This window comes from Burkholderia sp. WTPI3 (genome assembly GCF_021483755.1).
GTDB lineage: Bacteria > Pseudomonadota > Gammaproteobacteria > Burkholderiales > Burkholderiaceae > Burkholderia.
This window is the reverse complement of record NZ_JAGIXF010000034.1, coordinates 44,581-71,114: the sequence shown is the minus strand read 5'-3', so window position 1 is coordinate 71,114 and position 26,534 is coordinate 44,581. Positions and strand designations below refer to the sequence as shown.

Sequence of the window (26,534 nt, the reverse complement as noted above, 5' to 3'; positions counted from 1 at the left end):
GACCGACGTCGGCGTCACGAGTCTAACCAATTTTGGTACCCCCTCTACTTTTCTGGACTCGGAACGAAGTTGAATAAGGAGGCCAGAGACGGTCAGATCGTCTCTGCGGCATTCAAGCTTGGGAAGCAGGGCGCCGAAGCCGCAGGTTCGATCGCGGTTAGCGCCGGCGAGAGCGTAACCGGCGTGAAACGGCTTCCCATCAATCCGCAAGACACCATCGCGGAGGGGTTCAAGAAGGGTCTCAAGGAGTTTTCATATCGGCCGATCGTGAAGTCTTTCAAAGATTTGGTCGACTCCGTCGAATCAGCACCGCGCTATATCGGGCGAGTGTTGCAATTGCAACGCGACAACCGCTGGGTTCGACGTGGCCGTGCCGCCACTCGCGCAATTCTCTATGACGCGAAGAAGAATTTTCTGTCGACTGCGCAGAGTGCCGCCAAGGCGGTGTTTTTTGGCGCGGTGATTGATTCGATTCCATGGTTTCGTGACAACCGCGCTGTCGCACGTGTATTTGGAACGGGCGTTGAGGACCGGCTGGTGGCCGCAATGAAGCAGTTTGAGATATCGATTGAAGACGTCAAGCAGAAAATGCCGAAAGTCCAGCGAATTCAGGTATCCATCTTCGGTGCGGATCGTGGCTGTGTTATCGCTCGGGCGCTGGCGAACGAGTTGACTCAAAGGTACAAGCGCCCGAGCGATACGAAGCTGGCTTATACAGATCCGAAAGATCCGAACCAAACCGCCATTCCGATCGAAATCAAGTTTCTCGGGTTGCTGGACGCGGTGTCTTCGGTGATGGAAGAAAACAAGCTGCTGGGAATCGTGCCGGTGCTCGGTCTGCTCAAGCAAAACTATGGGGATCGCGAGCTATCGGTACCGGCTTCGGTGCAGCGATGTGTGCATTTTGCCGCGGCTCACGAACTGCGGTTTTACCAGCGGCTAGATAGTCTCGAGAACACACGTGGACTTCAGTATCTCTATCCCGGAACGAGCGAGGACATTACCGGTGGAGCTCCGCCAGGAGCGCTCGGAGCACGCGCTGAACTGCAGCGCGTCGCTTTGCGCGACATGCTCAATGAGGCAGTGTCGCATGGCGTCGTGCTGGATACGATGGAGGATTTGGCGAAATGGAAGCCGGACGTGCTTCAGAGATTCACCCTTGCAAAGCCCATCTCCGACGGCAAAACCTCCTACAAAATTGGAGAACTGATCGACGCTTACCGGCAGATGGTTCCCTACGTCGCGCGTCTGAATTTCGTCGAGCACATGAAGGTATTCCTGCGCTGGATGGCGGTTCGCTATCAGTCCCCTGCGTTTCGCGCAACCGTGACGAGTCGCTTCGACGATCTCGCCGCCCGGCATCGGGAACATCTGAAGGAGCGCAACGATGCCGAGGCGGCGTATATCGCGTTGCGTAACCAGCGACCACCAGCCGATAGCGTGACGCTCGGTAAAGCGTTGGCTCGCTGGCAGGATTCGGTCCTGCCGGAGATGCTTTCCAATCGCGATGCAGGTATCGAAAAGGCCCGCCCTTCCGTGGGCGTCTGGGACCGCATCCAAAGCGAATCCGAAGAACTGATGCGGCGCGATTCCCGGCAAGCGGGGTTGCAGAAATCGGCCAATCGCATACGTGAAATGGCTCAAGAGGGGGGGGTGCCTTGGGATGCCGATCCGGAGTTCAGCGCATCGATGATCGAGGCCTGGATGATGACGCCGGAACAGGAGACCTTGATTCAGGCATGGAAGGTGGGCCTGAGCGGCAAGAATCCGCTGCCGCCCAAAGTCATGGCGCTGTTCGATCTGCTGGTTCACGACACGATGCTGACGAGCTGGCACGACCACGTGCTGTCGTCGAATCTGTACTTCCAGACACGTGCAATCGACACATTCGGAAGTAGCGATTACGTCAGCGAAGAAAAGAAGCGCAAGCGCGAAGAAAAGCATAGCGAGCGCGTCAGACAGACCAGCGAGGCGATGACGCCCGCTGCCCGGTTGCCGGGACGCTTATAACCCGGTATCAATCTGTCACTGTCGAACTACAGTGACGACGTCAGTTTATCTCGGAGGTACGTATGGCGGGCATCGTTCGCGTCGGAGACAGTCATACCGGCGGTGGCCACGTAACGGCCGGGTCGGACGCGCGCTTTTTCATGGGGCGTCCGCTCGCCCGGCTCCACGATCCTGTGACCTGCCCGCGGCACGGCGACAACCGTATCGCAACCGCAACCTCGGGCGCATTCGATGACGGTCGCGAAGTCGCCCGCCACGAGGACTTGTGCGAATGCGGTTGCCGTTTGATTTCATCTCTACCGAATAGCGGGCGCCGTTAAGCGATGGCACTGGATTTATCGTCCCTCGCGCCTGAGAAGCCGCTTCCTGTCGAATTGCCGTCACGGGCTCTCTGGACGGCGGTGTTCATCGCGCTGACGGCGGTCGGTGTATTGGCCGTGCTGATGCTCTGGCCGGAGGACGAGCCGACTCACACGCCTTGGTTCTGGACATGCGTGTCCGTATATCCGACGGTTTTTTCCGCCTTCTTCGTGTCCCGGCGCTATCGGGCGTACGAACTCGAACGCGCGAAAGTTCAGGCCTGGAACGATGCAAGCAGGAAGTACAGCGCGCTGGCCTTTGCGCGAGAGAGCGTGCCAATGCTTGTCCTGGCAACGGCTGCGCGTGTAACCGCAGACGATACGGAAAACGGAATCGACCAGATCGTCGATGGAACGATGAAGTTGCGCGCCAAGGCTTCGGAGCAGAAAGAAAACGAATCGGTTTCAGCAAGATGGTTCGACCCAGTTGAAGCTCGTTTGGCCGCTGACGATGCGGAGCGTCATGAAGAGGTTCTCGAATGGCTATACGAGCGACTGCTGAACGACTTGAAGAAAAGCCTGAATGCGCTTCCTGCGGATCTGCCGGTGCGCGTCCTGCTCGATATTTCCGGCTACGTCGGAGAGTCTGACTTGATCGAGCAATGGCGGAAGGAATGGAGGCGTCACCAGTTGCGCTTCGCGAGAATGGACCGCGCGCCCGAATCGCTTGATTTGATGGCAGTCGATTCGTGGCTTGACGATCAGAACGGACCGTTGCACCAGCATGCGGTGTTACTCATATCCGTCGTGCTCAACAGAGTGATTGCCGAGCCGCCGGCGCCCGGGTCAGCCGAGGCCGGGGTGGGATTGTTGCTGGTTTCCGAGGCGCTTGCGTCGCGCTTCGAATTACGCCCCATCGCTGCGTTTCACCGTCCCCGTCGAGCCGGGCGCGACGATCCTGACCATGCGCTTACCTACGGACTTCGTTGGGGAGGCGCCGCGCCGGACGACGTCGGAGCGCTCTGGATGAGCGGATTCGACAGCCGAGTGGCCGGTTCCTTGCGTACGGCGTTAAGCGCGTGGCATTCGGCAGGAGGGAACGGCGAAGCTGTGCCGGCGTTCGAACTCGATCGAATTGTCGGCATGGCGGGAGCCTCGGCCGGATGGCTGGCCATAGCTTGCGCGACACATGTGGCCGGTCAATCGCCAAAGCCGCAACTGGTCGCGCAGTGCGACGAAGACCATGTGTTCATCGCTGTCGTGACGAACATGGACAACGCATCAACAACATACGTACTTCCGCATGAACCGGATATTCAAACTTGACCTGTTCGGAGCCCTTGTTTTCGTCGTCATTCCTGGGGGGGCGTATGGATGCGACCGCACTGGTTCGGGCTATCCGAGGAGGATCGAGGATTGGCGCTCGTCATTTTGTGCGCCATCTTCGTGGCACTCTTGTTGATTTTCAGCTTCAGCGATTCGTCTCGGCCGGCCAATGGCTGGCGCGCCGTGAAGAAGTGGGTCGATGATCGCACGCGTCGCTCGTCTGCTCCATCGGGAAGCGGTCCGACGGTGAATGCCGCAACCCGAGCCGAATCGCTCAAGCATATCCAGAGGGAGAGGCACGGCTGGCGATGGCGGTATCGCGATCGCTGGGTGCTTGTTGCCGGTGACTATCCGATCGTTCGGCGTCTCGCGCCTGGGTTGGCCGATACCGGTTATGCGATTCTCGGCAATACGGTCATGCTGTATGCGCGGCAAATTGACGACAAACTCGACACGGAATGGCTCGATCGGCTTCGTCGCCTGCGACGTCGTCGTCCGATCGACGCAATTGTGGCCGTTACTCGCCACCGAAGTTCCGTGGATACGTCGTATGACGTGGATGAACTTGCTGTTCGACTGGCCCGCCACGCCCGCGCGTTGCGCTGGGCTGCACCGACATATCTTCTGGATGTGACAGATTTCGGTAGCGAACGGGCCGGCCCGGATGAAGCGATGGGCTTCATGTGGGAAAACACATGCTTAAGCGAGGAGACGATTGACGAATCGCTGCGAAATCTCGTCGGCAATCTCTCGGACGCCGGTGTCGTGCGCCTCGCAGTGAATGCCGATGATCGTTACCCGGCCGAGTTGGCGCAGCACGTCTGGAGGTTGCGCGAAGCGTTATCTGACCTGCTGCGTCGAGCCACTGAATCCGCCATTTCACGGCATACGCTTCACGGGTTGGTGTTTGCGCCGCTATTCAAAGAGCGTGCGTTGATGTCCCCGGGCCTCGATTTGTCGGGTGGCGATTCGAATGGCGGCGACCCGACGACCCGTTCTCAACACCAAGCCCTCTGGCAAACCATCGCCGACCACAGCCGTAAGGCTCGCGGTCGACGCGTCGGCTTTTCGCTGTCGACCACGGCAGCATGGATGCTGACGACCCTGATCGGCTGCTGGTTGGTCGGCACGCTGCTGTCCGGCTTTGCTAACCTCGCGACAATCCAGAGCGCAACGGGGACGGTCGCAAAGCTCGCCGGGCCTCTGAACCCGACGCAATCGCTGCAAACACTGACCGATCTAGACCGTCAAATCGACACGCTCGAAATCCACCAGCGGGCCGGCGCGCCTTTGACCGCCCGTTTCGGCCTGAACCACGACCACGCGCTGCTCGACGCCCTCTGGCCTTACTACGCCGAGGCCGCAAACCGTACCCTCGTCGCCCCGGTCCGCCGGAAGCTCGAAGCGAGGCTGCATCAACTCGCTTGGCTGTCGGACGCGGAAATCGCCAGCGGCGGCGATGCTCAGGTACAAGCTGCTTACGACACGCTCAAGACCTACATGATGCTCGCCAAACCCGAGCGGGCAGTTGCCACCTTCCTGATACCGCAACTCGTCGCAACGTCCGCACCCGAACCCCCGACCAGTTCGCAACTGCCGAAGGGCCGCTGGGAAGACCTGCGTCAGCAAGCGATCTCGTTCTTTGCCAATCACATCGGGCGCGGCGGCGCGTCGAACCGAACCGCGCTCGCGATTGTCCCGGACGGCAACCTGATCGCGTCGACCCGCCAGACGATCATCGGCGTGCGCGGCATCCAGAACTCCGGCGATGCGATCTACCGGCAGATCATCGACGAAGCGACACCGAAGTACCCGTCGCTATCGCTCGTAACGCTGCTCGGCGACGTGGCTTCGCAATCCTCCGCGGGCAGTGCAACGAGCCGCGGCCTGTTCGGCACGACCGCGACCGTACCGGGCGTATTCACGCGCGCCGCGTGGGAAGAGCGGATCTCGAAGGCGATCGACGAAGCCGGCGAGCAACGCGATATAGCGAGCGACTGGGTGCTCTCCGACACCAAGGTTGCCCACGCATCGCCGTCGACATTGAAGGCCGAACTCCGCCAGCGCTACTTCGACGACTACGCGCGGGCATGGGCGCTTTTCCTCAACAGCGTGCGTTGGCAACCGGCACCGACGCTGTCGGCCACTGCCGACCAGCTGACGTTGCTGGGTGATCCGCAACGCTCGCCACTCGTCGCGTTGATGAATGCGATCGTCTATCAGGCGGGTACGGGCGCCAACGCCCAGTCGCTGTCCGACACGCTGATCAGCAAGGCGCAGCAATTGGTCGGCGCGGATGAAAAGGATCCGTCCAAGCAAGCCAGGCCTCAACTGGCACCGCTTGCCGCTGCATTCGGCCCGATCCTGCGTCTGACCGGTAGCGATCTCGTTTCGGGGGGGCCATCCGGCGGCAAGGGGAACAGCCCGCCCGCAGCGACCGGCGACCTGAGCCTGGCACGCTATCTGGAGCGGATCACGGCGATGCGCCTGAAGACATCGCAGATCGTCTCCAGCCCCGATCCGGACGCTATCGCACGTCTGGCCGCGCAAGCCGTGTTGCAGGGCAAGACCTCGGACATAGCCGACAGCCGCGACTATGCAAGCCGTGTCGCCGCGAGCCTCGGCGAACAATGGTCGGGCTTCGGCGCACTGTTCCGCGCACCGTTCGATCAGGCGTGGCAGGTCATCGTGCAGCCGGCCGCATCGAGTCTGAACGAGATCTGGCGCACCGCGATCCTTGGCGACTGGAACAAGACGTTCGGTGGCCGCTATCCGTTTGCGGATTCCGACAACGACGCGTCGCTGCCCGAGATGGCGCGCTTCATGCGTCCGGATAGCGGCGTGATCGCGCAGTTCGTGACAGCGCAACTGGCCGGTGTCGTCGAACGGCAGGGCGATCGGTGGGTCGCTTCGCAGGGAGCCGATGCCGGCGCATTGACGATCGATCCGGCTTTCCTCAACGGTCTGAACAAGCTCATGCGCACGTCGACCGTGCTGTTCCCGTCCGGCGACGCACGCGTGCGCTACGAACTGCGGGCCGAGCCGACGCCGGGCGTCACCGACATGCGATTCGTGCTGTCCGGCCGCGAACTGCATTATTTCAACCAGAAGCAGGAATGGACACCGTTCGAATGGCCGGGGCAGTCGCTCGAGAACCTGTCGCATATCGAATGGCAGACGGAGCAGGGTGGTTTGCGCACCGCGCTCGATTCGCAGGGACGCTTCGGTCTCGTTCGGCTGCTGGAGCGCGCAAAGATCGCACAGCAGGACAACGCGCGCTATCTGCTGACCTGGACACCCGACACGAGTCAGGGCATTCCGCTCAAGGTGCAATTGCGCAGCGAAGCCGGCGGCGGTCCTCTCGACGTTCTCCAGTTGCGGAATTTCACGTTGCCGTCCCGCATTTTCGTGACGGGAACACGGAGCGCGGGGCCGGGGGTCTCGACGATCGGCCCGCCGCCGTTGCCGGCATCGGCGATTGCGTCCGCGAAGCATGCGGCTGTTGCGCTGCCGCCCGGGCTTCCGGGCGGGCGCCCCTTGCCGGATGCGGCTAAGCCAGCGACGACGGAGCATGCGGTCAGTCAACGCAGCACGCCCGAACTCGCTCAGGCAAAAACGCGAGCAGCCAAGCCCGGCGCAACGAACCGGACGCCAGCGCCGAAGGCTGCGAGTTCGCCATTGGCGGCCACTTCGGGATTTTCCGATTTCCCCTCGAGCCCTTTCGGGCACGCCCTGATGTTGCTGGGCGACGCATTCGTTTTTTGATACCTGCCATGACGCTTGCCAATTTTGTGAAGACACTCGTCGGTGGTTCCCGTATCGATTCGCTTCGGCAAGTGCGGACGGATACCTGGGCCACATGGGTTGCACCGATACCAGGCGAGCATGCATACGGACGCGATCCCGGCTACGAAGACGCGTTCTTCGAACTGAAGGACGAAGCCGGCAAGCTGTCGGGAATCGATGACGGGTTGATCACCAGCGCATGCGAACACCTGCTCAAGGAGACCGGCAAGGATTTGCGGCTCGCCGGCTACTACGCGTTCGCACGCCTGCGACAGGATGGCCCGGCCGGGTTTGCCGACGGACTCGAGCTGGCCGCCGCGCTCGTCGACCGGTTCGGCGAAGAGGCTTTGCCCGCCCGTCACGAAGCAAAGAAGGCCGCGCTCGAAATGCTGGCGACGGCGCGCGTGATCGAAATGCTGGAGAGTCGTGGCGACTTCGCGCCGGTCGATCTCGAACGCACGTTGGTCGCGCTCGACGTGCTCGTGGCGCATACGGCCGCTTGGCCCGATGCGGCCCGTCCAAATCTGCAGCCGCTCGTTTCCCGCTTCGAGAAAAAGGAGGCGCCGGCGCGCAGCGCCGATTCCGGCATGGCGATGCCGGCAGCGATTGCGCCGGGCAAAACGTCGGCGGGCTCGATTGCGTCCGCACGCGATCTGCTCGATCAGGCACGCGCGATGTCGGCGTGGCTCCGCGACCAGGAAAACGGCTACTTGCCTTCGGTACGCGTCGTGCGAAGTGTTCGGTGGGATACGTTGCACGACGTGCCACCGGCGGATGCCGCGTCGCATACGCGTCTGGCGCCGCCACGCGGCGAGTTGCGTCAGCAGATGAAGCGCCTCGTTTTGCAGAAGCACTGGCACGAGTTGCTGGAGCGTGTCGAGGGTGCGTTTCTGGAAGGCGTGAATCACCTGTGGTTCGATCTGCAATATTTCCAGCACGTCGCACTCGACCACGCCGGTTCGCCGTACAGCGCGTGCCGAGAATTGCTGCGCGCCGACTTCGCGCTGTTTCTCGAGCGATTGCCGGGCATCGAGCGGCTGGCATTCAGCGACGGCACGCCATTCGCCGACGACACCACACTCGAATGGATTGCCCGACACGCGGTCGTGCGCGACCTCGAAGCGGGCGAGGCCGTTGCGCCGCTGCCTGTTTCCGCCGATAGCGGGAACGATGCGGCGGGCGGCTGGCCGGAGATCGAAACCCAGGCCCGCGAACTGGCGGCCCGTGAGGGTATCGAAGCGGCTTTCGCCTGGCTCGAAGCGCTGCCCGGCATGAAAACCGATCGGCATCGCTACTTGCAGCGGCTCGTGATGGCCCGGTTGGCCGATCATGCCGGCCGTCATGATGCGGCGCTCGCGCTACTTGCCGAACTCGACGAAACGTCCCGTTCGCTACCGCTGATGCGCTGGGAGCCGGCACTGACGTTCGAAGTCAAGCAGCAACTGGTCAAGGCATTGAAAGCGATGAGCAGCCGCAAGGACGCCGACAAGCCGGCACTCGTCCGCCGTATCGGCCAACTGCATGCGGAACTCACGGTCCTCGATCCCGCTCGCGCCTTGACCCTTTCGTAACGGATTCCCATGGACAACAACGATCCCATCCTGCGCTACTACGAAGCGGAAATGCGTTATTTGCGCGAATCCGGCAAGGAGTTCGCGAGGGCGCATCCCGATCGGGCGCGTTTGCTCAATCTCGACCGCGTCGGCGATCGCGACCCGTACGTCGAACGCCTCTTCGAAGGCTTTGCTTTCCTGACGGGCCGGCTTCGGCAAAAACTCGACGATGAACTGCCCGAGTTGACCGAAGGGCTCGTCAGCCTGTTGTGGCCGCACTATCTGCGGATGATTCCGTCGCTGTCGATCGTCGAATTGACGCCGTTTGCGGAGAAACTGCAGAAGACGGTGGTCGTGCCACCCGGCGTGCCGGTGCGTTCCGCACCGATCAATGTGCCGTCTCCGGACGGCGCGGAAGGCGTGGCGCCGCGGGCGGTGCAATGTCTGTACCGGACGACGCAGGCCGTTGCGCTGCAGCCGGTCTCGATCACGCATGCCGGGCCGGCGGTGCGACACGACGGACGCTCGGTGATCCGCGTCGGCTTCGCGTTGCAGGGCTCGGCGCTGCGCAAGGAGACGGATCTGTCGCGGCTGCGGCTCCATCTGAACGCCGATCTGCCGACCGCGTTCGCCATGCATCTTGCGTTGACGCGCCAGGTCGATGCAATTCACTGGCGCGTTCCGGAAATACGTGATGGCGAGCCCGTGCCGCTTACGGGCGTCAAGATCGAGCCGGCGGGATTTTCGACGGAAGAGCGGCTATGGCCCAAGTCGGATGCGGCGCTTTCCGGATATCAGTTGCTGCTCGAATACTTCTCGTTTCGTGAGAAGTTTCTGTTTGTCGATTTGTACGGACTGGATGTCTCGACGCTTCCCGAAAAATCGACTCGCTTCGAACTGGAAATCCTCCTGAAGGACGCGTATCCGCCAGACCAGCATTTCAATGCCGGGAACGTGCGACTGTTCTGTTCACCGGTGATCAACCTGTTCGAACTGGACGCCGAGCCGATCGAAATCGACCACCACGAAACCGAATACCGGGTCGTGCCGGCCGGCCATCAGGGCGAGCATGTTGAAACGTATTCGGTCGATGCGGTCGCGACGTTCGATCACGATACGGCCGAGCGATACGAATATGTGCCGTTCGCGACGTTCCGGCACCGCGGCGGCATGCTGCGGCACGAGGCACCGGAGCGGTATTTCCACACGCGCGTGCGTTCGGGCGTATCGGGGCTCCACGAAATGTGGGTGATTCTCGGCGGCCACGCGTGGGAAACGATGGATACGTTGCCGGAGGAAAGCCTGTCGTTGCGCGTGACGGGCACGAACGGGCTGCTGCCGCGCAAGGGGCTGCGCGAAGCGAGCCTCGACGAACTGGCGGCCAGCACGCCGAACGTCGCGGGCGTGCGCAATCTCGTGTCGCCGACGTTGCCGCTTTATCCGCCGACGGAAGATCGTTTCCAGTGGCGCGTGCTGTCGCATCTCGCGCCGAATTTCCTGTCGATGATGAACGCGGAGGTGTTGCGCGGCGCTTTGGCGCTGTACGACTGGACGAACGAGGAACTTAACCGGAGGCGGCTTGCCGGCATCCTGCATGTATCGCAGGAATTGATCGAGGAGGTGTCGGGCGGGGCGGTCGAGCGTGGCGTGCTGATCGAGGTCACGCTCGATGCGCATGCGTTTTCCGGTGAAGGTGACGTGATGCTGTTCGGCGAGTTGCTGCACCGGTTCTTCGGCGCGTATGCGGAGATCAATCTGTTCACGAAGCTGGCGATCGTCAGCCTGCCGTCGCGGTCGCAGACGGAATGGCCGCGCAGCAAGGCTCAGCGGGCGCCCCTATGACGGCTTCAATTGATCGGGCGGGCGGCGGATTCGCTGAGTCGAAGGGACTGCCGGCGTTTGCCGCGACGCTGTTCGAGCGAGCACAGAAGATGACTTTCATGCAGTTCTGTCGTCTGCTGGAGGCATGTGCGCCCGAACGTCCCGGGTTCGGCACGCGCGATACGCCGGAGCATGAACCGGTGCGGTTCCGGCCGCGTCCGCGGTTGGGGTTTCCGGCCGGTGAGGTGGCCGCTGTCGAATTCGACGACGAGCACATCGATGCGCCGCCGACCGTGCGCACGACCTTCATGGGGCTTTACGGCGTCGATGCGGCCATGCCGTCGCACATGATCGACGAGATCGTGTTGCGGGAGGAGGGGCACGAAGCGGTCGAAGCGTTTCTGGACCCGTTCAATCATCGCATCGCGACGCTGCTGTATCGCGCATGGAAGAAGTACCGCTATCCGGAGCGCTTTCGGGCCGGCGGTGTCGACGATCATTCGCAGAGCCTGTTGTCTCTGGCGGGGTTTGGATGGGGCGACAAGCCGTTGCGGGCGGGTTTGCCTCATTCCCGGATGCTTGCGTTGCTGGGACTGCTGACCCAGCGCACGCGGACGTCGGAAGGATTGGCCGCGGTGGTGGCGCTGGCCGCGCCTGGGGTCGATGTGCGCGTCGACGAGTTCTGGCCGGTAACGACGAGTACCGGGCGACCGACGCCGTTGACGTCGGCGAAGCCGGATGCGGACGTGCTGTCGGATGCGAAGTGCACCGGGCTCGGCGGCGGTTATGTGCTCGGCAGGCGTCTCGCCTATCGCAGCCGGGCGGTGCGCGTGACGTTGTGGCCGGTCGATGCGCGGCAGTCTCAGGACCTGTTGCCGGGTGCATGGCTGCATCGAGAGGTGATGGCATTCATCCAGCTGTATATCGGCATCAAGGCCGATGTGCATTTGCGGATGGTGGTGTCGTCACGGTTCGTTCCGCATCCGGTCGTCGGAATTGAACATGCCGGCCCGGCACCGCGTCTCGGCTGGACGACGGTGTTGCCGTCAGCCGATGAACGCCTGATCGACATCGCGCTCGGCGTGTACGAGGCGTTTCCCGTGCCGCAACCCAACCCGTAACTCGTGCCGTGCACGATCTGATTCCGGAGTCTTCATGTTCTATCGAATGAGTGCGGCTATTGCTGCCGCCGTATTGCTGCTGTCGGGGTGCGGCGCCTGGCAGTCGGTATCGGATGCGTCGTCGAATGCATACCGCGCAGTGTTCTTCAAGCAGGTCAAGGTGCTTGATGTCGACCTGACTGCACGCGCGGCGCTGAATCCGGACGATGCGGGACGACCGACATCGGTTGCCGTTCGCGTCTACCAGTTGAAGGATCGAAAGAGGTTCGATGCGGCATCGTATGACGATCTGTTGAAGAACGATCGTACTGTGCTGGTCCAGGATCTGCGAGCCGACATGTCGACTGTCGTGAGCCCCGGGGCTTCTTCCAGCTTGTCTCAACCGATGCAGCGCGAGACGGAGTATGTGGCGGTCGTCGCGTTGTACCGCGTTCCCGGAGTCGCCGAAAACTGGAAAAGGGTCGTCGAGAAAAAGAAGCTTGATCCGGATAAGCCGCTACGTATCGGATTAATGCCGAATGGACTTCAGATGACGGGAGACATCCCCAAGTGAATGCGGCCACGTCAGCTTCTCGATACAACCGAGGCGGGAAATTGTGGCGAAGCGGCGACCCATGCGCCGGATAGCCGGCGGCACGGGTCGCACGGAAATCACCGATCGTCGTCGCGAATGGACGACGGATGCCGGCACAGCGCCCGCACTTCCATCTCCATATACGGAAACAACGGCAACTGGCTCAGCAGGTCATGCAACTGCTGCACGCTCTCGACATCGAAGATACTGACGTTCGCATACTGCCCCGCGATCCGCCACAGATGCCGCCAGACTCCTTCGTTCATCAGCCGCTGGCACATCGCCTTTTCTTCTGCCTTCAGCGTGGCCGCCTTGACCGGATCCATGTCCGTCGGCAGACGGACGGTCATTTCCACATGAAACAGCATCCTGCACTCCTTGCGTTGTCGATTCGTCGAACGGGACGGCCGCTCAGGCTTGTGCACGCGCTCGCTCGACGTCGCTCGCCGGCACGTCCTGCTTGTCCTTGAGCAGCGAGAAATCGAAGTCGATCAGCGCGAACTGCCCGTCGACGCCATACGGCTTGCCTTCCGCACCCTCGGCCTGCTTGATCTTCGGGATCAGCCCTTCGCGGGTCGCGAAGGCGAAGTCGTCCCAGATGTGCGGATCGCCTTCGATGTTGATCTGCGTCGTCAGCTTACGATATCCGTCCGCGGAAACGAAGAAGTGAATGTGCGCCGGACGATGACCGTGACGGCCGAGCTGGTCGAGCAACTGCTCGGTCTTGCTGCCCGGCGGCACGCTGTAGCCGACCGGCAGCACGCTGCGGAAGCTGTAGCGGCCTTCGGCATCGGTGCGGATCGAGCGGCGCAGGTTGAACGCGGGCTGCGACGGGTCGAAGTAAGAGTAGTTGCCCAGATGGTTCGCGTGCCACACCTCGACGAGCGCATTCGCGATCGGCGCGCCGTCGTTGCCGAGCACCTTGCCGCGCATGATCAGCGTCTGGCCCGGATCGGTGCCGTCGTCGAGGCGCGCATGGCCGACCGACTCCGGTGCGCCTGCGACATACAGCGGCCCCTCGATCGTGCGCGGCGTGCCGCCCTGGATGCCGGCCTTCTCCTCGGCCTCGTCCATGCGCACGTCGAGGAAGCGCTCGAGCCCGAGGCCCGCGGCGATCAGCCCGAATTCCCGGCCGGCTTCGTTCAGGTAGTTGAGCGCGGTCCAGAACTCGCTCGGCTGCACGTCGAAATCCTCGATCGTGTAGCAGATGTCCTTCACGATCCGATTGACGATCGCGCGCACGCGCGGGTTGCCGGGTTTTTCCGCGGCGTCGTCGAAGGTCTTCAGCAGGGCGTCGATGGCTTGCTTGTTCATCAGTGTCTCCGGTTTCGGTTGTCGTGTCGTGTGGGGTCAGCGGGCGTCGCGTCGCATCCGTTCGATGCGGGCCCAGTCGAAGGTGATGCCGAGGCCGGGCGTCGCCGGCAGGTACAGCTTGAAATCCTCGTAGCGCAGCGGCTCGACGAGGATTTCCTCGGTGAGCAGCAGCGGGCCGAACAGTTCGGTGCCCCATTTCAGCGAGCCGAACGTGCTGAACAGTTGCGCGGACGCCATCGTGCCGGCCGCGCCTTCGAGCATCGTGCCGCCGTACAGGTCGATGCCGGCGGCCGATGCGATCGATGCGACGCTCGCTGCACCGAGCAGGCCGCCCGATTGCGCGATCTTCACCGCGAACACGTCGGCCGCGCGGTCCTGCGCAAGCGCGAACGCGTCGACGGGGCCGTGCAGCGCTTCGTCGGCCATGATCGGAATCCGCGCGAGCTGCGTGAGGCGCTTCAGCCCCGCGCGGTTGGTCGCGGCGATCGGCTGCTCGACGAGGCTGACGCCGGCATCCGCGAGCCGCGCACCTGCCCGGATCGCGTCGGTTTCGTTCCATGCCTGGTTCACGTCGACACGCACGTCGCCGCGATCGCCGAGCGCGCGCTTGATCGCGATCACGTGCGCAACGTCGTCGTCGACCGCGTTCGAACCGATCTTCAGCTTGAATGCCCGATGCCGGCGCGCCTCCAGCATCGCCTCGGCTTCCGCGATGTCGCGCTGCGTGTCGCCGCTCGCGAGCGTCCACGCCACGTCGACCGCGTCGGTCGTGCGGCCGCCGAACAGCTCCGACAGCGGCACGCCGAGGCGGCGCGCCTGTGCGTCGAACAGAGCGGTTTCGATCGCGCACTTCGCGAACCGGTTGCCCTGAAACAGCTTGCGCGCACGCGCCATCGCGGCGCCGGGGCGCGTCGCGTCCATGCCTTGCAGCAGCGGCGCGAAGTACGTATCGATGTTGACCTTGATGCTCTCGGGGCTCTCCTCGCCGTACGCGAGACCGCCGATCGTGGTCGCTTCGCCGACGCCTTCGATACCGTCCGTGCATCGAACACGGACCAGCACGAGGGTCTGGCAATTCATCGTGGCGACCGACAGTTTGTGGGGCCTGATCGTCGGCACGTCGACGAGCAGCGTCTCGATGCGTTCGATGGTGGCGGCAGTTGCTATCATGCGATTCCTCCTGTTGGTGCACATGGTAGGAATTCCCACCCGGCGTCGTCCAACACTCTTTCCGACTACTTCCATACCTTTGAGGCATGAAATGGAATTGCGCCAGCTGCGGTACTTCATCGCCGTCGCGGAGGAAATGAACATCACGCGGGCGGCGGAGCGGCTGCACATGACGCAGCCGCCGCTGAGCCGCCAGCTCCAGGCGATCGAGGACGAAGTCGGTTTGCCGCTGTTCGAGCGCGGCGCGCGGCCGCTGAAGCTGACCGACGCGGGGCGCGTGTTCTATGCGCAGGCGAAGCGCCTCGTCGACCAGGCCGACGAGCTCGGCCCGCTGACGCGTCGGCTCGCGCAGTTGTCGGAGCGGATCGTGATCGGCTTCGTGCCGTCGACGCTCTATGGCGCGCTGCCGGACGTGATTCGCGCGTTTCGCGAGGCGCAGCCGGCCGTCGAGCTGTCGCTGATCGAAATGTTCACGCTCGAACAGCTCGGCGCGTTGAAGGGCGGGCGAATCGACGTCGGTTTCGGCCGTCTGCGCTTCGACGACGACCAGCTCGTGCGTGAAGCGCTGATCGATGAAAAGCTGATCGCGGTGCTGCCGCTAGGGCATCCGCTCGCGGATCCGGACCGGCCGCTGACGCTCGCGGACATCGCGAACGAGACGCTGATCGTTTATCCGAGCACGCCGCGGCCGAGCTACGCGGACCAGCAGCTTTCCGCGCTGCGCGACGGCGGCCTCGTGCCAGCGGCCGTTCACGAGGTGCGTGAACTGCAGACGGCACTCGGGCTCGTTGCCGCGCAGATGGGTGTATCGCTGGTGCCCGAAAGCGTGGAGGGCGTGCGCGTGAAGGGCGTCGTCTACCGGCGGCTGCCGGAACCCATGGCGACGTCGCCGATCATCATGAGCCGCCGGCTGCATGGCGAAAGCGCGGCGACGACCGCTTTCTGTGCGATTGCGCGGGAGATGATCGTGCCGGCGGCGTGAAGATCGCTCGCCATCCGCTCAATTGCAACTAACGGTCAATTTTAACGTCCGCAACCGAATCGGGATGGGTGCGTCGCGAAACCACAAGCGTCGGCGGCTCACGTGAGCGGCCGGCAAGCCGCGCGCAGGGCGACGAGTCAGGACGCGCTTAGCGCTTCCCGTCGAGCGTCTCCGACGGCGACTCACCGAATTTCTCCCGGTACGCGATCGCGAAGCGCCCGAGGTGCGTAAACCCGCAATCGAGCGCGATATCGGCGATTCGCCGATTCGACGCCGCCCCACGGATCAACTCCCGCGCGTGATCGAGCCTTGTTGCGCGCAGATATTGCATCGGACTCATCCCGCGGAACTGCAGGAATGCATCCCGCAGCGTCCGTTCCGGCACGTTGGCGGCCTGGACGATATCGGCGAGCTGCAGCGGTTGCGCGTAGTGCGCGTTCACGAACTCCTGCGCGCGCCGCACGAAGCCCGGCGCCGGATCGTGCCGTGCATGCAGCGCCGATGGCGGGTGGCCCTCGATCAGCAGGTCGATCAGCAGGTGCTCGAGCTGCGACGCGACGCGCGGGTTCGCGTTCGCGCGTTCGAGCAGTTCCGGCGAGCGGGCGACGAGCATCAGTTGCTGGCGCCACGCGGCGAGCGCGGCGTCGCTGACGTGCAGCACGGGGTCGAGCGTCGCGCGCGGGTCGCCGGTCAGCGAGCCGACGGTCGCCGCGTCTATGCGCAGCACGAACTGCTCGCAGTCGGCGGACAGCACCGCGTCGAAGCGCTCGCCGGGCGCGCACAGCACGCCGGTCTGCCCGTCGACGCCGAGCCGGCGCCCCATCGCGTGGACTTCTGCCTGCCCGGACAGGCAGAACATCAGAAGGTAATAGCCGTCGACGGCATCGACCTGCACGCGCATCGCGTCGCCGAATGCGATGGTGCCGATCCCGAGGCCGCCGAGCCGGACGAAATCCATGTGCGAAGCGCCTCGCACGCGGCCGCTCGGCAGCAGCGCGTGCGGCTGCATCACGCGCGAGATTCGCTCGCGCGTCTCGTCGAGATCGCGGGATTCGAACAGCCGGTGCGCGCGTAGCGCATGCGGCTCGAACGACGTGGGGGACATGGGCATCGGCCTTGATATGGGCGCGGGTTTCGATCGGACGAATGGGGCGCGATCGAGCGGCGGCGCGTGTGTGTCGTCATGCTAGCGCAGAAATCCGCCGAAAGTGGATATTGCAACGCCGCAATCGCACTTTCCGGATAGACGCGGAATATTAGCTTTTCAAAAATCTGCTCCGTGCAATCAACGAAACGGAACCACAAGGAGTCCGACATGGAGCAGACAGAATCGCCGGTCGTATTCGCCGCGCGCGACGACGCGTCCGACGTGCGTTTTCCGCACGACGACGGCTCGCGCGTGCCATACAAGGTGTTCAGTTCGCGCGCGGTCTACGATCGCGAGCAGGAGCTTATCTTCCGCGGCCCGACCTGGAACTTCGTCGCGCTGAAAGCGGAAATCCCGAACGCCGGCGACTTCAAGAGCACGTTCGTCGGTGACACGCCGGTGGTCGTCACGCGCACCGAGGACGGCACGCTGTCCGCATGGGTGAACCGCTGCGCGCACCGCGGCGCGCAGGTGTGCCGCAAGTCGCGCGGCAACGCGAGTTCGCACACGTGCGTCTATCACCAGTGGAGCTTCGACAACCAGGGCAACCTGCTCGGCGTGCCGTTCCGGCGCGGCCAGAAGGGGATGACCGGGATGCCGGCCGACTTCGATCCGAAGCAGCACGGGCTGCGCAAGCTGCGCGTCGACAGCTATCGCGGGCTCGTGTTCGCGACCTTCAGCGAGACGGTGGGGCCGCTTCCCGATTACATCGGCGAGCAGATGCGCCCGTGGATCGACCGGATCTTCCACAAGCCGATCGAATATCTCGGCTGCACGCGCCAGTATTCGAAGTCGAACTGGAAGCTGTACCTGGAGAACGTGAAGGACCCGTATCACGCGAGCATGCTGCACCTGTTCCACACGACCTTCAACATCTTCCGCGTCGGCATGAAGGCGCGTTCGATTCCGGACGCGACGCACGGGCTGCACAGCATCATCACGGTGACCAAGACGAACGACGACACGTCGGCCGCGTACAAGCAGCAGAACATCCGCTCGTTCGACGAAGGCTTTCATCTGGAGGACGAATCGATCCTCGATCTCGTGTCCGAATACGACGAGGATTGCACGAATCACATCCAGCCGATCTTCCCGCAACTGGTCGTGCAGCAGATCCACAACACGCTGGTCGCGCGCCAGATCCTGCCGAAAGGCCCCGACAACTTCGAGTTGATCTTCCACTTCTTCGGCTACGCGGACGACACGCCCGAACTGCGCGCGCTGCGCATCAAGCAGGCGAACCTCGTCGGGCCGGCCGGCTATATCTCGATGGAGGACACGGAGGCGACCGAGCTCGTGCAGCGCGGCACCGTGCGCGATGCCGACGCGACGTCGGTGATCGAGATGTCGCGCGGCAATCCGGACCAGCAGGACACGGTGATTACCGAAAGCCTGATCCGCAAGTTCTGGGTCGGCTACCAGAAGCTGATGGGCTATTGAAGCGGGAGCGCACAACGATGGAAAACCTGACGGAAGACATGAAGACGTGGTTCGAGATTTACATGCTCCAGAACCGCTACATCGGCCATCTCGACAACGACCGGCTCGAACACTGGCCGGAGATGTTCACCGAGGACTGCACGTACGAGATCGTGCCGAAGGAGAACGCGGATCTCGGCCTGCCGGTCGGGATCGTCCACTGCACGAACCAGCGGATGCTGCGCGACCGCGTGGTGTCGCTGCGGCACGCGAACATCTTCGAAGAGCATACATACCGGCACATGACGTCGGGCCTGACGATCGTCGCGGAGCGCGACGGCGAGATCGACACCGAGAGCAACTACGTGGTCGTGCAGACGCGCAGCAACGGCGAATCGAACGTGTACCAGGCCGGCAAGTATTACGACACGGTCGTGCGCACGCCCGACGGGCTGCGCTACAAGACCAAGCGCGTGATCTACGACACGTCGCGCGTGCAGACGCTGCTCGCCACCCCGATCTGATGCGAACGCAAGGAAACGACATGACCGAAGCAACGCTGGCCGAGTGGCATCCGCTCGGCGCTTTCGACGAATTTTCCGAAGACGAACCGGCGGCGCGCGTCGCGGGTCAGAAGCCGATCGCGGTGTTCCGGATCGGCGACGAACTGTTCGCGATGCACGACCTCTGCTCGCACGGCCACGCGCGACTGTCCGAAGGCTACGTGGAGGACGGCTGCGTCGAATGTCCGCTGCATCAGGGGCTGATCGACATCCGCACCGGCGCGCCGAAATGCGCGCCGATCACCGAGCCGGTCCGGACCTATCCGATCCGGATCGTCGACGGACAGGTGGAAGTCAATGTCGGCTGATCCGTACGTGATCGTCGGCGCGGGCCACGCGGCCCGCCGCACGGCAGAAGCGCTGCGCGCGCGCGACGCCGAAGCGCGCATCGTGATGATCGGCGCGGAACGCGAGCTGCCGTACGACCGGCCCGCGCTGTCGAAGGATGCGCTGCTCGGCGACGGCGGCGAGCAGCGCGCGTTCGTGCGTGACGCGGCGTGGTACGACGCCGAGCGCATCGAGTTGCGGCTCGGCACGCGCGTCGAGGCGATCGATCGCGCTGCACTGCGCGTACAACTCGACGACGGCGCGACGCTGCCGTATGCGCGGCTCGTGCTCGCGACGGGTTCGCGGGTGCGGGCGTTCGGCGGGCCGGTCGACGAAGGCGTCGTGCCGCATTACGTGCGCACCGTTGCCGACGCGCGTGCATTGCGTGCGCAGCTTGCGCCGGGGCGGCGCGTGGCGGTGCTCGGCGGCGGCTTCATCGGCCTCGAAGTGGCGGCCGCGGCGCGGCAGATCGGTTGCGACGTGACGGTGATCGATCCGGCCGTGCGATTGCTGCAGCGGGCGTTGCCGGAAGTCGTCGGCGCGTATGCGCGTCAGTTGCATGACGCGCGCGGGGTGAATTTTCAGATGGCGACGCTGCCGCGTGCGATTCGTCGCGCAGCGGACGGCGGTGCGATCGTCGAGACCGATCGCGGCGACGTGCAGGCGGACATCGTCGTGGTCGGTATCGGTGTCGTGCCCAACGTCGAACTCGCGCAGGCGGCGGGACTCGACGTCGACAACGGGATTCGTGTCGACGCGGGCTGCCGCACGGCCGATCGCGCGATCTTCGCGGCGGGCGAGGTGACGATGCACTTCAATCCGCTGCTCGGCCGGCACGTGCGGATCGAGTCGTGGCAGGTCGCGGAAAACCAGCCGGCCGTCGCGGCCGCGAACCTGCTGGGTGCGGACGAGACCTATGCGGAACTGCCGTGGTTGTGGTCCGATCAGTACGACTGCAATCTGCAGATGCTCGGGCTGTTCGGCAGCGAACGGACGATCGTCGTGCGCGGCGATCCGGCGAGCGGGCCATTCACGGTGTTCGGGCTCGGCGGCGACGGGAAAATCGTGGCGGTTGCCGCGGCGAACCTGGGGCGCGACATCGGCGCATCGCGCCGGCTGATCGCGGCCGGGGCTGTGCCCGATCCGGTGAAGCTCGCGGATCCGGCGGTCAATCTGAAGACGTTTCTGTAGCGCGGCGCGCGGCCCGATCTTCCGGTCGCGCGCCGCGTCAAGCCGTCAAACGGACTTGCCGTACCCCTGGAACACGCTCAGGTCCGGATATGCGTCGCGGATCTTGCGCCACTCGTTCGCGTCGTAGAACTCGCAAGCTCCGGCCGTGTAACGCTTCGCGACTTCGACCGAGAAGCGCACGGCTTCGGCCAGATCGACTTCGTGACTCGCGCTCGAATCGCTGCCGCCGACGACCGCGCGCGCGGTGATCGCGACGCCGACCACCGGCTTGTCGGTGCCGACGTGCGGCTGCATGATGCTGTTGAAGTGCGACAGTCCGTTGTCGTACGGCGTGATGTCCTGCAGCGAGATCGGGAATGTGACGGCCGGCATGCCGGTCGTCGATTCCATGATCGACACGAGGTCGGGCGCCATCCGCAGGATGTAGCCCTGCATCGCGGTCGGCGACAGTGCGAAGCCGCGCTGCTTGACGATGCGGTTGCCCTTCGACGCGTCGAGCGACAGGATCGCGTCCATGTCAGGCGTCACTTCGTAGCGGTTCATCGTTGCCGATGAAACCGGCATCCCCATGAACGGCACGCCGTTGTTCTCGCTCATCGACACGTCGGTCGACAGGTGCGTCGTGACGATCACGTCGCCGGGCAGCACGTCGCCGTTCGCCTTCATCTGCGCGAGCTTCAGTGCGGCCGCGAGCGAGCCGATCGGGCCGTCCGCGTCAGATACCATCCCGAACTTAGCGGGCCGGGCGCCGATCGCGCCGTTGCGGCCGACGATGCCGAGCGTGCGCGCGTCGCCGCCGGCCTGCTTGCCGCGCGAGCCGGGGATCACGATCGTGATGAAGTCGGTCGTCTTCGTCGTGTCTTCCGGCGGTTCGTTATTGACCGTGGTGACGTCGACCGTCACGCCGTGCGCGGCGTACGGCGCGAACAGCGCGGCGATGTACTGTCCGTTGACGGCCGCGCCGTCGAGTGCGTCAAAAATGACGAGGGTCTGTTTCAATGCCATCGAATGCCTCTTGGTTCAGGTTGCCGATGCGGCGATCGTGCGCCGCGCCGCGAGCCGCATCGGTCGAATGCGCGGTGGGTCAGAAGAAATGCCGCAGGCCGAGCAGCACGGACAACTGCTCGTTGCGGCCGTTGAGTGCAGTGCCTTGCGCGGCTGCCGCATTGGTCGTCGTGTTGCCGAACAGGCCCGACCAGCCGCCGCGCGTCCATTCGTACGACGTCGCGACATACACGTCGGTGCGCTTGCTGATGCTGTAGTCGGCGACACCGTATACGGTGCTGCGTGCGCCGTTGAAGCCGTCGGCGAGCGTACGGTTGTGCATCCCGGCGACGACGAAGTTCCATACGGGCGTTGCACGCCAGCTTGCGCCGACCGTGAAGAAATCGTCGCGGCGATGCGAGTCGAAGACCGAGTTGATCGCGACGGCGGCGCTCGGCGCGCCGGACGCCATGCTCGTGATCGATGCGGTGTCTGTCCCGCCGTTCGACGAGTCGAAACCGGCGTCGCGGTCGCTGTGCAGGTAATTCGCAAACAGGTTCACGCTGCCGATTGCGGTCTTCGCCCCGGCGAGATAGATCCGTGCGCGGCGGCTTTGCGAGTCGCGCGTTTGCTGAGCATCGCCGATCAACGTCACCGGCCCCGATTCGTACTTGACGCCGAGCGACATCGACGACCGCGCGCGCGTATCGCCCGCGATCCCGCCGAACGCGTACTCGGCGATCACCTGCAGCGGCCCGTAGGCGCCGGTGTAGCTGAGCGCGTTGTCGTAGCGCTGGCCGACCAGGTAGACCTGCCACGAATTGGTCGGCGCGGCTCCGACGCCCAGCGGATCGACGTAGTACAGCATCGTGTTGCCGGTTGTGTACTGTCGGCCCAGCGCGAGCTCGCCCCAACGCTCGTGGCCGAGCTTCACGAAGGCCTGGCGGCCGAACAGCTGGCCCTGCTGGTCGAGCTTGCCGTTGTTCGCGAGAAAGCCGTTCTCCAGCGTGAAGCCGGCCTTCCAGCCGTTGCCGAGCGCTTCGTTGCCCTTCAGGCCGAAGCGGCTTCCGGACAGGAAGCCCTCGTTGCCCTGCTGCAGGCCGATCGTCCGGTCGCCGGACGGGTTGGTATGCGTCTGATAACCGATCGCGACGTCGACGACGCCGTACAGCGTCACGGTGGACTGGGCATGCGCGACGCCCGTCGCGCCGGCCAACAGCGCGAGTCCGGCAAGCTGCTTCTTCATGAAAAGGTCTCCTAACCGATATGGGAATGTTTTTTAAAAGTGGTATCCGGTGCTTATTGCCGGAACGCGGGCCACAGGTCGATGCCGGCCGGACCTGTGATCGATGCGAGCGGGAAGGTTGCGTGTTCCGCGAGTGCGCGCACGTCGGTCTTGCTCGCGAAATGCAGCGCGCCGCGCTCGCCGAGCACGGTGCCCGTCGTGCCGTCGGACAGCAGGGCCGATCCTTCGGGCAACGCGAACACCTGTTCGGGCGCGTTGATGTCGAGGAATTCGCCGAGTCGCTCCTCGCGGCTCTCGCCGTTGTGGCCAGCCGGCTTGCCGCTGATGAAGTGCGGGTTGATCTGGAACGGCACGAGGCCGAGCGCGCGAAGCGTCGGCGGCTGCACGATCGGCATGTCATTGGTCGTTCGGATCGTTGGGCACGCGACGTTGCTGCCCGCGCTCCAGCCGACATACGGCACGCCTGCCTGCACGCGTGCGCGGATCGCGTCGACAAGGTTCGCGTCGTACATGCGCTTGAGCAGCGCGAAGGTATTGCCGCCGCCCACGGCGATCGCGTCGGCGTGCTCGATCGTCTTGCGCGGATCGGCACTGTGATGCAGCGATTCGAGCGTATAGCCGAGCTTCTCGAACACCGGTTTCACGATGCCTTCGTAGGTGTCGAAGCTGAACGACACGCCGGCATACGGCACGAACACGATCTTGCGCGCTTCGTGGCGGAACAGTGCGTGGATCTGTTCGGTCGCGTGTTCGAGATAGCCGAGTGCGTCCTTGCGGGAACTGCTCATCAGCAGAAATCGTTGGTTCATGGCGGCTCCTGTGCCGGTTGTGGGGTAGGGGTTAGCGGGCTGCCGCGCGGATCAGCTCGGCGGTGCGGTCGATTTCTTCGCGGGTATTGAAGTAATGCAGCGATACGCGCGCCATCGTCGATACGCCGTAGCGTGCGAGGATCGCGTCGGCCATGAAGTTGCCGGCCTCGATGATGCAGTGCCGCGCCTCCAGCGCTGCGACGATCGTCGCGGGATCGATGCCGCGCAGGTTGAACGGTACGATGCCGATGCGTTGCGCGACGTCGCGCGGGCCGTACAGCTCGAAACCGGGCAGTGTCGCGAAGGCGGCAATCGCATAGGCGGTCAGGTCGCGCACGCACGCTTCGATCTGTGCGACGCCGATGCGCTGCGCATAGTCGAGCGCGGCGCCGAGGCCGAGAATCGCCGGCACGATGGGGCAGCCGGCCTCGAAACGCTTCGCGCCGGCGACGAACGACAACGCGCCGGTCGCGCGGTCGTATGCGCCGTTCCACCAGCCGGCGAGCACCGGTTCGAGCGCGTCGATGCATTCGCGCCGCACATAGAGGAAGCCCGAGCCTTCCGTCGCGCGCAGCGCCTTGCGGCCGCAGCCCGCGAGGAAGTCGCAGTCGAGCGTACGCACATCGGTCTCGACCATCCCGATGCTTTGCGATGCGTTGACGAGCGACAGCACGCCGTTGGCGCGCGCGACCGAGCACAGCGCGGCGGCATCCTGCAGCGCGCCCGACGAGTTCGGCACGTGCGAAAAGGTGAGCAGGCGCGTGCGCGGTGTGACGGCCTGCGCGAACGCGTCCGACGCGAGCAGTCCTTCGTCGTTGGCGGCGATCATCTTCACGACGATGCCGTGCGTCGCTTCGAGCCGCTTCCACGGCAGCAGGTTGCTGAGCATCTCGGTATCGGCGACGAGCACTTCGTCGCCCGGCCGCCAACGCAGCCCTTGTGCGACGAGCGAGATCGCCTCGGTCGCGTTCTTCGTGAACGCGATCTCGTCGGCCCGTGCGCCGAGGAACGCCGCGAGCTGCGTGCGGACGGCATCGACGCGCGCATACGTGGCCTTGCGGAACGCGGGCAGGTAGATGCCGACGCGGCCGGTGTCGCGAAGATAGTCGTTGACGGTATCGAGCACGGGCTCGGGCGGCAGCGATGCGGCGGCCGTGTCGAGGTAGATCGTCGATGCCGTCAGCGGCGTGTCGGCGCGAATTGCAGTGATGTCCATCTGAAGTCCTGTCGGTGAAACGAATTACCTGAGCTTGATGAGCGAGCGCGTGAAGCTGAAGAGCGCATCGCCGGCGATCACGCCGCCCGCAAACGCACTCATCTCGGCGATGTCGCGTTCGCCGCGCGTGCGCAGCACGATGAAGCGGATCGCGAGACCGATCAGCACGGCGAAGCCCGCGAGCGGCGAGGTGAGCAGCATGCCGGTCGACAGCAGCACGCCGAGCTGGCGCTTCGCGCCGCCGAGCCATTGCAGCAACGCACCGGGCACGGCCCAGAGCGCGAGGTCGCGTGCGATGTCCCACGACGAGCCGGCCTCGATCGACGCCGCATAGACGCGATCGACGGGCGGCAGCATGTCGCGGCTGAAGAAGCCGTGGTGGAACAGCACGACCACGACGCCGGCGACGACGAAGCCGAGCGTGGCCGCGAGGAACTGCTGGCGGCGGCCGGCCATTTCAAGCGCCTGGTCCTGGCCCGAGCCGCGCAGGAGGAAACCGGTCTTCAGGTCGTAGCCCATGTCCGCGAACGCCGGGCCCGTCGCGGCCGAGAAGCCGACCAGTACCGCGAGCGCGGGCGCCGGGAAGCCGATCAGGATGCCGATCGTCAGCGTGATCAGCGCGACCGCGAACGCCGGGAACCAGCCCGAGTGCATTGCGGCGATGCCTACGATCAACTCGTGGATGTACGCGGCGAACGCCGCATACAGCACGAACACGATCAGCATGCCGATCGACATCTCCGAGAAGCCGCCGGTGCAGCCGACGATCACGAGCGCGATCAGCATGTAGACGACATAGCCGAGGCCGAGAATGCGGCCCGCGCGCAGCGGCGACACGTCGCCGGCGCCAGCCTCGTCGACCGGCGCGCGGCGCGCACGGCGGATCTCGGACGACACCTGCAGCATCGCGACGATGCCCGCGCCGATCATCACGCCGTGCGGGATATACGCCTTCGCGATGTCGACGCCCGTCAGCGCGACCGAGTAGCCTCGGATCAGCAGGCCGAGGCCGAACATCGTCAGCGCGGCCAGGTTGCCGAGGAACGCGGCACCGAATGCGGACATCGGGATGCCGAGCCACGCGCCGGCCACGCCGACCGCGACGCCGATCCCGAGGAACGCGGCCTTGCGGCCGCCGCGGTCGCCGGCCCAGATCGCTTCGGCAGTCGCGACGCCCGACGGCCAACTGCCCGTGGCCGGGAAGATCCGGCTGCCGAACAGCAGGTACAGCATCGTGCCGTCGACCAGCATCGCGGCGAGCGCGCCGATCAGCATCGGCGTTGCGAGTTCGGGCATGCCCATCGCGTACGGCACGCCGATCGGGATCATCAGCGAGTTCGCCGCGCCGAACGTGGCCGACGAAATCGCCGTTTGAACGAGGTTCTGGCGTTCGAGCACGCGGAAGCGCCGCGCGAGTTCGTGCGGGATGCGCGAGAACACGATCGCGATCAGCGCGCCGATGATCGACGTGTTTGCCGAAATGCCGAGCGACACGATCAACTGCATGCCGATGATCGCGCCGAGCACGGACAGCAGAACCGACACGATCAGCAGCACGGGTTCGACGAAACGGACGCGCGGGGCGCCGGACGAAGCGGCGGGCGCGGCGGGGTCGCCGGCTTGCGCGTCTTGCAGGGCGTTCATGGGTATCTCCTCTTGATGCCGGTAGCTTGTTG

Annotated in this window: 22 protein-coding genes; 13 read left to right on the top strand and 9 right to left on the bottom strand. The window is 64.4% G+C overall.

From position 1 onward, the window contains the following. From J7024_RS19660 to tssJ, 8 genes are all read left to right on the top strand, one after another. Window positions 1–2,010: DUF2235 domain-containing protein (locus J7024_RS19660; RefSeq protein ID WP_234745378.1), on the top strand; the 2,010-nt coding region annotated here is incomplete at its 5' end. Window positions 2,011–2,072: 62 nt separating this feature from the next. Continuing rightward, window positions 2,073–2,330 (top strand): PAAR domain-containing protein, encoded by a 258-nt coding sequence (locus J7024_RS19655; protein WP_175750684.1) that lies wholly within the window; start codon window positions 2,073–2,075, stop codon window positions 2,328–2,330. A 3-nt stretch (window positions 2,331–2,333) separates the two neighbouring features. After that, the gene (locus J7024_RS19650; protein ID WP_233410081.1) at window positions 2,334–3,635 is read left to right on the top strand and encodes a hypothetical protein; all 1,302 of its coding nucleotides are present in this window, start codon (window positions 2,334–2,336) and stop codon (window positions 3,633–3,635) included. Between the two features lie 48 nt (window positions 3,636–3,683). Then, window positions 3,684–7,400: an ImcF-related family protein gene (locus J7024_RS19645; RefSeq protein WP_442861907.1), complete on the top strand. Its 3,717-nt coding sequence runs from the start codon at window positions 3,684–3,686 to the stop codon at window positions 7,398–7,400. 8 nt (window positions 7,401–7,408) lie between these two features. Further along, the gene (tssA, locus tag J7024_RS19640; RefSeq protein WP_124826558.1) at window positions 7,409–8,992 is read left to right on the top strand and encodes a type VI secretion system protein TssA; all 1,584 of its coding nucleotides are present in this window, start codon (window positions 7,409–7,411) and stop codon (window positions 8,990–8,992) included. 9 nt (window positions 8,993–9,001) lie between these two features. Then, on the top strand, window positions 9,002–10,816 hold the full coding sequence (tssF, locus tag J7024_RS19635; RefSeq protein WP_175750681.1) for a type VI secretion system baseplate subunit TssF: 1,815 nt from the start codon (window positions 9,002–9,004) through the stop codon (window positions 10,814–10,816). Beyond that, the gene (gene tssG, locus J7024_RS19630) at window positions 10,813–11,916 is read left to right on the top strand and encodes a type VI secretion system baseplate subunit TssG (RefSeq protein ID WP_425117637.1); all 1,104 of its coding nucleotides are present in this window, start codon (window positions 10,813–10,815) and stop codon (window positions 11,914–11,916) included. Before tssF ends, tssG begins: the two co-directional genes overlap by 4 nt. A 34-nt stretch (window positions 11,917–11,950) precedes the next feature. Then, on the top strand, window positions 11,951–12,469 hold the full coding sequence (tssJ, locus tag J7024_RS19625; RefSeq protein WP_124826555.1) for a type VI secretion system lipoprotein TssJ: 519 nt from the start codon (window positions 11,951–11,953) through the stop codon (window positions 12,467–12,469). A gap of 98 nt (window positions 12,470–12,567) precedes the next feature. Here the strand turns inward: tssJ and catC are convergent, their stop codons facing one another. Genes catC through J7024_RS19610 form a run of 3 tightly spaced genes read right to left on the bottom strand, consistent with a single transcriptional unit; the run spans window position 12,568 to window position 14,974 of the window. Then, complete coding sequence (catC, locus tag J7024_RS19620) at window positions 12,568–12,858, bottom strand: muconolactone Delta-isomerase (protein ID WP_124826554.1); 291 nt, start codon at window positions 12,856–12,858, stop codon at window positions 12,568–12,570. A gap of 43 nt (window positions 12,859–12,901) precedes the next feature. Beyond that, window positions 12,902–13,804, bottom strand: coding sequence for a catechol 1,2-dioxygenase (gene catA / locus J7024_RS19615; RefSeq protein ID WP_124826553.1), 903 nt, complete (start codon window positions 13,802–13,804; stop codon window positions 12,902–12,904). 36 nt (window positions 13,805–13,840) lie between these two features. Next, window positions 13,841–14,974 carry a muconate/chloromuconate family cycloisomerase gene (locus tag J7024_RS19610; protein WP_124826552.1) on the bottom strand — a complete coding sequence of 378 codons (1,134 nt, stop codon included), beginning with the start codon at window positions 14,972–14,974 and terminating at the stop codon, window positions 13,841–13,843. Between the two features lie 91 nt (window positions 14,975–15,065). Between J7024_RS19610 and J7024_RS19605 the strand changes: the two genes are divergently transcribed. After that, window positions 15,066–15,956, top strand: a complete 891-nt coding sequence (locus J7024_RS19605) for a LysR family transcriptional regulator (protein ID WP_124826551.1) — start codon at window positions 15,066–15,068, stop codon at window positions 15,954–15,956. A 148-nt stretch (window positions 15,957–16,104) separates the two neighbouring features. Here the strand turns inward: J7024_RS19605 and andR are convergent, their stop codons facing one another. Continuing rightward, window positions 16,105–17,061, bottom strand: a complete 957-nt coding sequence (andR, locus tag J7024_RS19600; RefSeq protein ID WP_124826550.1) for an anthranilate 1,2-dioxygenase regulatory protein AndR — start codon at window positions 17,059–17,061, stop codon at window positions 16,105–16,107. Window positions 17,062–17,271: 210 nt separating this feature from the next. Here andR and andAc point away from each other — a divergent pair, with 210 nt between their 5' ends. Genes andAc through andAa form a run of 4 tightly spaced genes read left to right on the top strand, consistent with a single transcriptional unit; the run spans window position 17,272 to window position 20,603 of the window. Then, window positions 17,272–18,543: an anthranilate 1,2-dioxygenase large subunit AndAc gene (andAc, locus tag J7024_RS19595; protein WP_234745375.1), complete on the top strand. Its 1,272-nt coding sequence runs from the start codon at window positions 17,272–17,274 to the stop codon at window positions 18,541–18,543. 17 nt (window positions 18,544–18,560) lie between these two features. Further along, window positions 18,561–19,046, top strand: a complete 486-nt coding sequence (gene andAd, locus J7024_RS19590) for an anthranilate 1,2-dioxygenase small subunit AndAd (protein ID WP_059531699.1) — start codon at window positions 18,561–18,563, stop codon at window positions 19,044–19,046. Window positions 19,047–19,066: 20 nt separating this feature from the next. Continuing rightward, the gene (gene andAb, locus J7024_RS19585; RefSeq protein ID WP_039344765.1) at window positions 19,067–19,393 is read left to right on the top strand and encodes an anthranilate 1,2-dioxygenase ferredoxin subunit AndAb; all 327 of its coding nucleotides are present in this window, start codon (window positions 19,067–19,069) and stop codon (window positions 19,391–19,393) included. Beyond that, a complete protein-coding gene (andAa, locus tag J7024_RS19580; RefSeq protein ID WP_124826548.1) occupies window positions 19,383–20,603 on the top strand; it encodes an anthranilate 1,2-dioxygenase system ferredoxin--NAD(+) reductase in 1,221 nt (406 codons plus the stop codon). The genes andAb and andAa overlap by 11 nt, the downstream gene beginning before the upstream one ends. Before the next feature lie 45 nt (window positions 20,604–20,648). On the opposite strand, the gene J7024_RS19575 is transcribed toward andAa, so the two are convergent. The 5 genes from J7024_RS19575 to J7024_RS19555 all read right to left on the bottom strand — a co-directional run bounded on the left by J7024_RS19575 (window position 20,649) and on the right by J7024_RS19555 (window position 26,502). Then, on the bottom strand, window positions 20,649–21,608 hold the full coding sequence (locus J7024_RS19575) for a DUF1177 domain-containing protein (protein ID WP_124826547.1): 960 nt from the start codon (window positions 21,606–21,608) through the stop codon (window positions 20,649–20,651). 79 nt (window positions 21,609–21,687) lie between these two features. Beyond that, window positions 21,688–22,833, bottom strand: coding sequence for a porin (locus tag J7024_RS19570; protein WP_124826546.1), 1,146 nt, complete (start codon window positions 22,831–22,833; stop codon window positions 21,688–21,690). A gap of 53 nt (window positions 22,834–22,886) precedes the next feature. Beyond that, window positions 22,887–23,642 (bottom strand): dipeptidase PepE, encoded by a 756-nt coding sequence (gene pepE, locus J7024_RS19565; protein WP_175750679.1) that lies wholly within the window; start codon window positions 23,640–23,642, stop codon window positions 22,887–22,889. 31 nt (window positions 23,643–23,673) lie between these two features. Then, a complete protein-coding gene (locus J7024_RS19560; protein WP_124826544.1) occupies window positions 23,674–24,858 on the bottom strand; it encodes an aminotransferase class V-fold PLP-dependent enzyme in 1,185 nt (394 codons plus the stop codon). Window positions 24,859–24,882: 24 nt separating this feature from the next. Next, window positions 24,883–26,502 carry an OPT/YSL family transporter gene (locus J7024_RS19555; protein WP_124826543.1) on the bottom strand — a complete coding sequence of 540 codons (1,620 nt, stop codon included), beginning with the start codon at window positions 26,500–26,502 and terminating at the stop codon, window positions 24,883–24,885. Window positions 26,503–26,534: the final 32 nt, after the last annotated feature.

What these genes read in the sequence shown, in the direction of transcription:
- J7024_RS19655 (WP_175750684.1), top strand. Translation starts at nt 2,073, where the DNA reads ATGGCGGGCATCGTTCGCGTCGGAGACAGTCATACCGGCGGTGGCCAC.
- J7024_RS19650 (WP_233410081.1), top strand. Translation starts at nt 2,334, where the DNA reads ATGGCACTGGATTTATCGTCCCTCGCGCCTGAGAAGCCGCTTCCTGTC.
- J7024_RS19645 (WP_442861907.1), top strand. Translation starts at nt 3,684, where the DNA reads ATGCGACCGCACTGGTTCGGGCTATCCGAGGAGGATCGAGGATTGGCG.
- tssA (WP_124826558.1), top strand. Translation starts at nt 7,409, where the DNA reads ATGACGCTTGCCAATTTTGTGAAGACACTCGTCGGTGGTTCCCGTATC.
- tssF (WP_175750681.1), top strand. Translation starts at nt 9,002, where the DNA reads ATGGACAACAACGATCCCATCCTGCGCTACTACGAAGCGGAAATGCGT.
- tssG (WP_425117637.1), top strand. Translation starts at nt 10,813, where the DNA reads ATGACGGCTTCAATTGATCGGGCGGGCGGCGGATTCGCTGAGTCGAAG.
- tssJ (WP_124826555.1), top strand. Translation starts at nt 11,951, where the DNA reads ATGTTCTATCGAATGAGTGCGGCTATTGCTGCCGCCGTATTGCTGCTG.
- catC (WP_124826554.1), bottom strand. Translation starts at nt 12,858, where the DNA reads ATGCTGTTTCATGTGGAAATGACCGTCCGTCTGCCGACGGACATGGAT.
- catA (WP_124826553.1), bottom strand. Translation starts at nt 13,804, where the DNA reads ATGAACAAGCAAGCCATCGACGCCCTGCTGAAGACCTTCGACGACGCC.
- J7024_RS19610 (WP_124826552.1), bottom strand. Translation starts at nt 14,974, where the DNA reads ATGATAGCAACTGCCGCCACCATCGAACGCATCGAGACGCTGCTCGTC.
- J7024_RS19605 (WP_124826551.1), top strand. Translation starts at nt 15,066, where the DNA reads ATGGAATTGCGCCAGCTGCGGTACTTCATCGCCGTCGCGGAGGAAATG.
- andR (WP_124826550.1), bottom strand. Translation starts at nt 17,061, where the DNA reads ATGTCCCCCACGTCGTTCGAGCCGCATGCGCTACGCGCGCACCGGCTG.
- andAc (WP_234745375.1), top strand. Translation starts at nt 17,272, where the DNA reads ATGGAGCAGACAGAATCGCCGGTCGTATTCGCCGCGCGCGACGACGCG.
- andAd (WP_059531699.1), top strand. Translation starts at nt 18,561, where the DNA reads ATGGAAAACCTGACGGAAGACATGAAGACGTGGTTCGAGATTTACATG.
- andAb (WP_039344765.1), top strand. Translation starts at nt 19,067, where the DNA reads ATGACCGAAGCAACGCTGGCCGAGTGGCATCCGCTCGGCGCTTTCGAC.
- andAa (WP_124826548.1), top strand. Translation starts at nt 19,383, where the DNA reads ATGTCGGCTGATCCGTACGTGATCGTCGGCGCGGGCCACGCGGCCCGC.
- J7024_RS19575 (WP_124826547.1), bottom strand. Translation starts at nt 21,608, where the DNA reads ATGGCATTGAAACAGACCCTCGTCATTTTTGACGCACTCGACGGCGCG.
- J7024_RS19570 (WP_124826546.1), bottom strand. Translation starts at nt 22,833, where the DNA reads ATGAAGAAGCAGCTTGCCGGACTCGCGCTGTTGGCCGGCGCGACGGGC.
- pepE (WP_175750679.1), bottom strand. Translation starts at nt 23,642, where the DNA reads ATGAACCAACGATTTCTGCTGATGAGCAGTTCCCGCAAGGACGCACTC.
- J7024_RS19560 (WP_124826544.1), bottom strand. Translation starts at nt 24,858, where the DNA reads ATGGACATCACTGCAATTCGCGCCGACACGCCGCTGACGGCATCGACG.
- J7024_RS19555 (WP_124826543.1), bottom strand. Translation starts at nt 26,502, where the DNA reads ATGAACGCCCTGCAAGACGCGCAAGCCGGCGACCCCGCCGCGCCCGCC.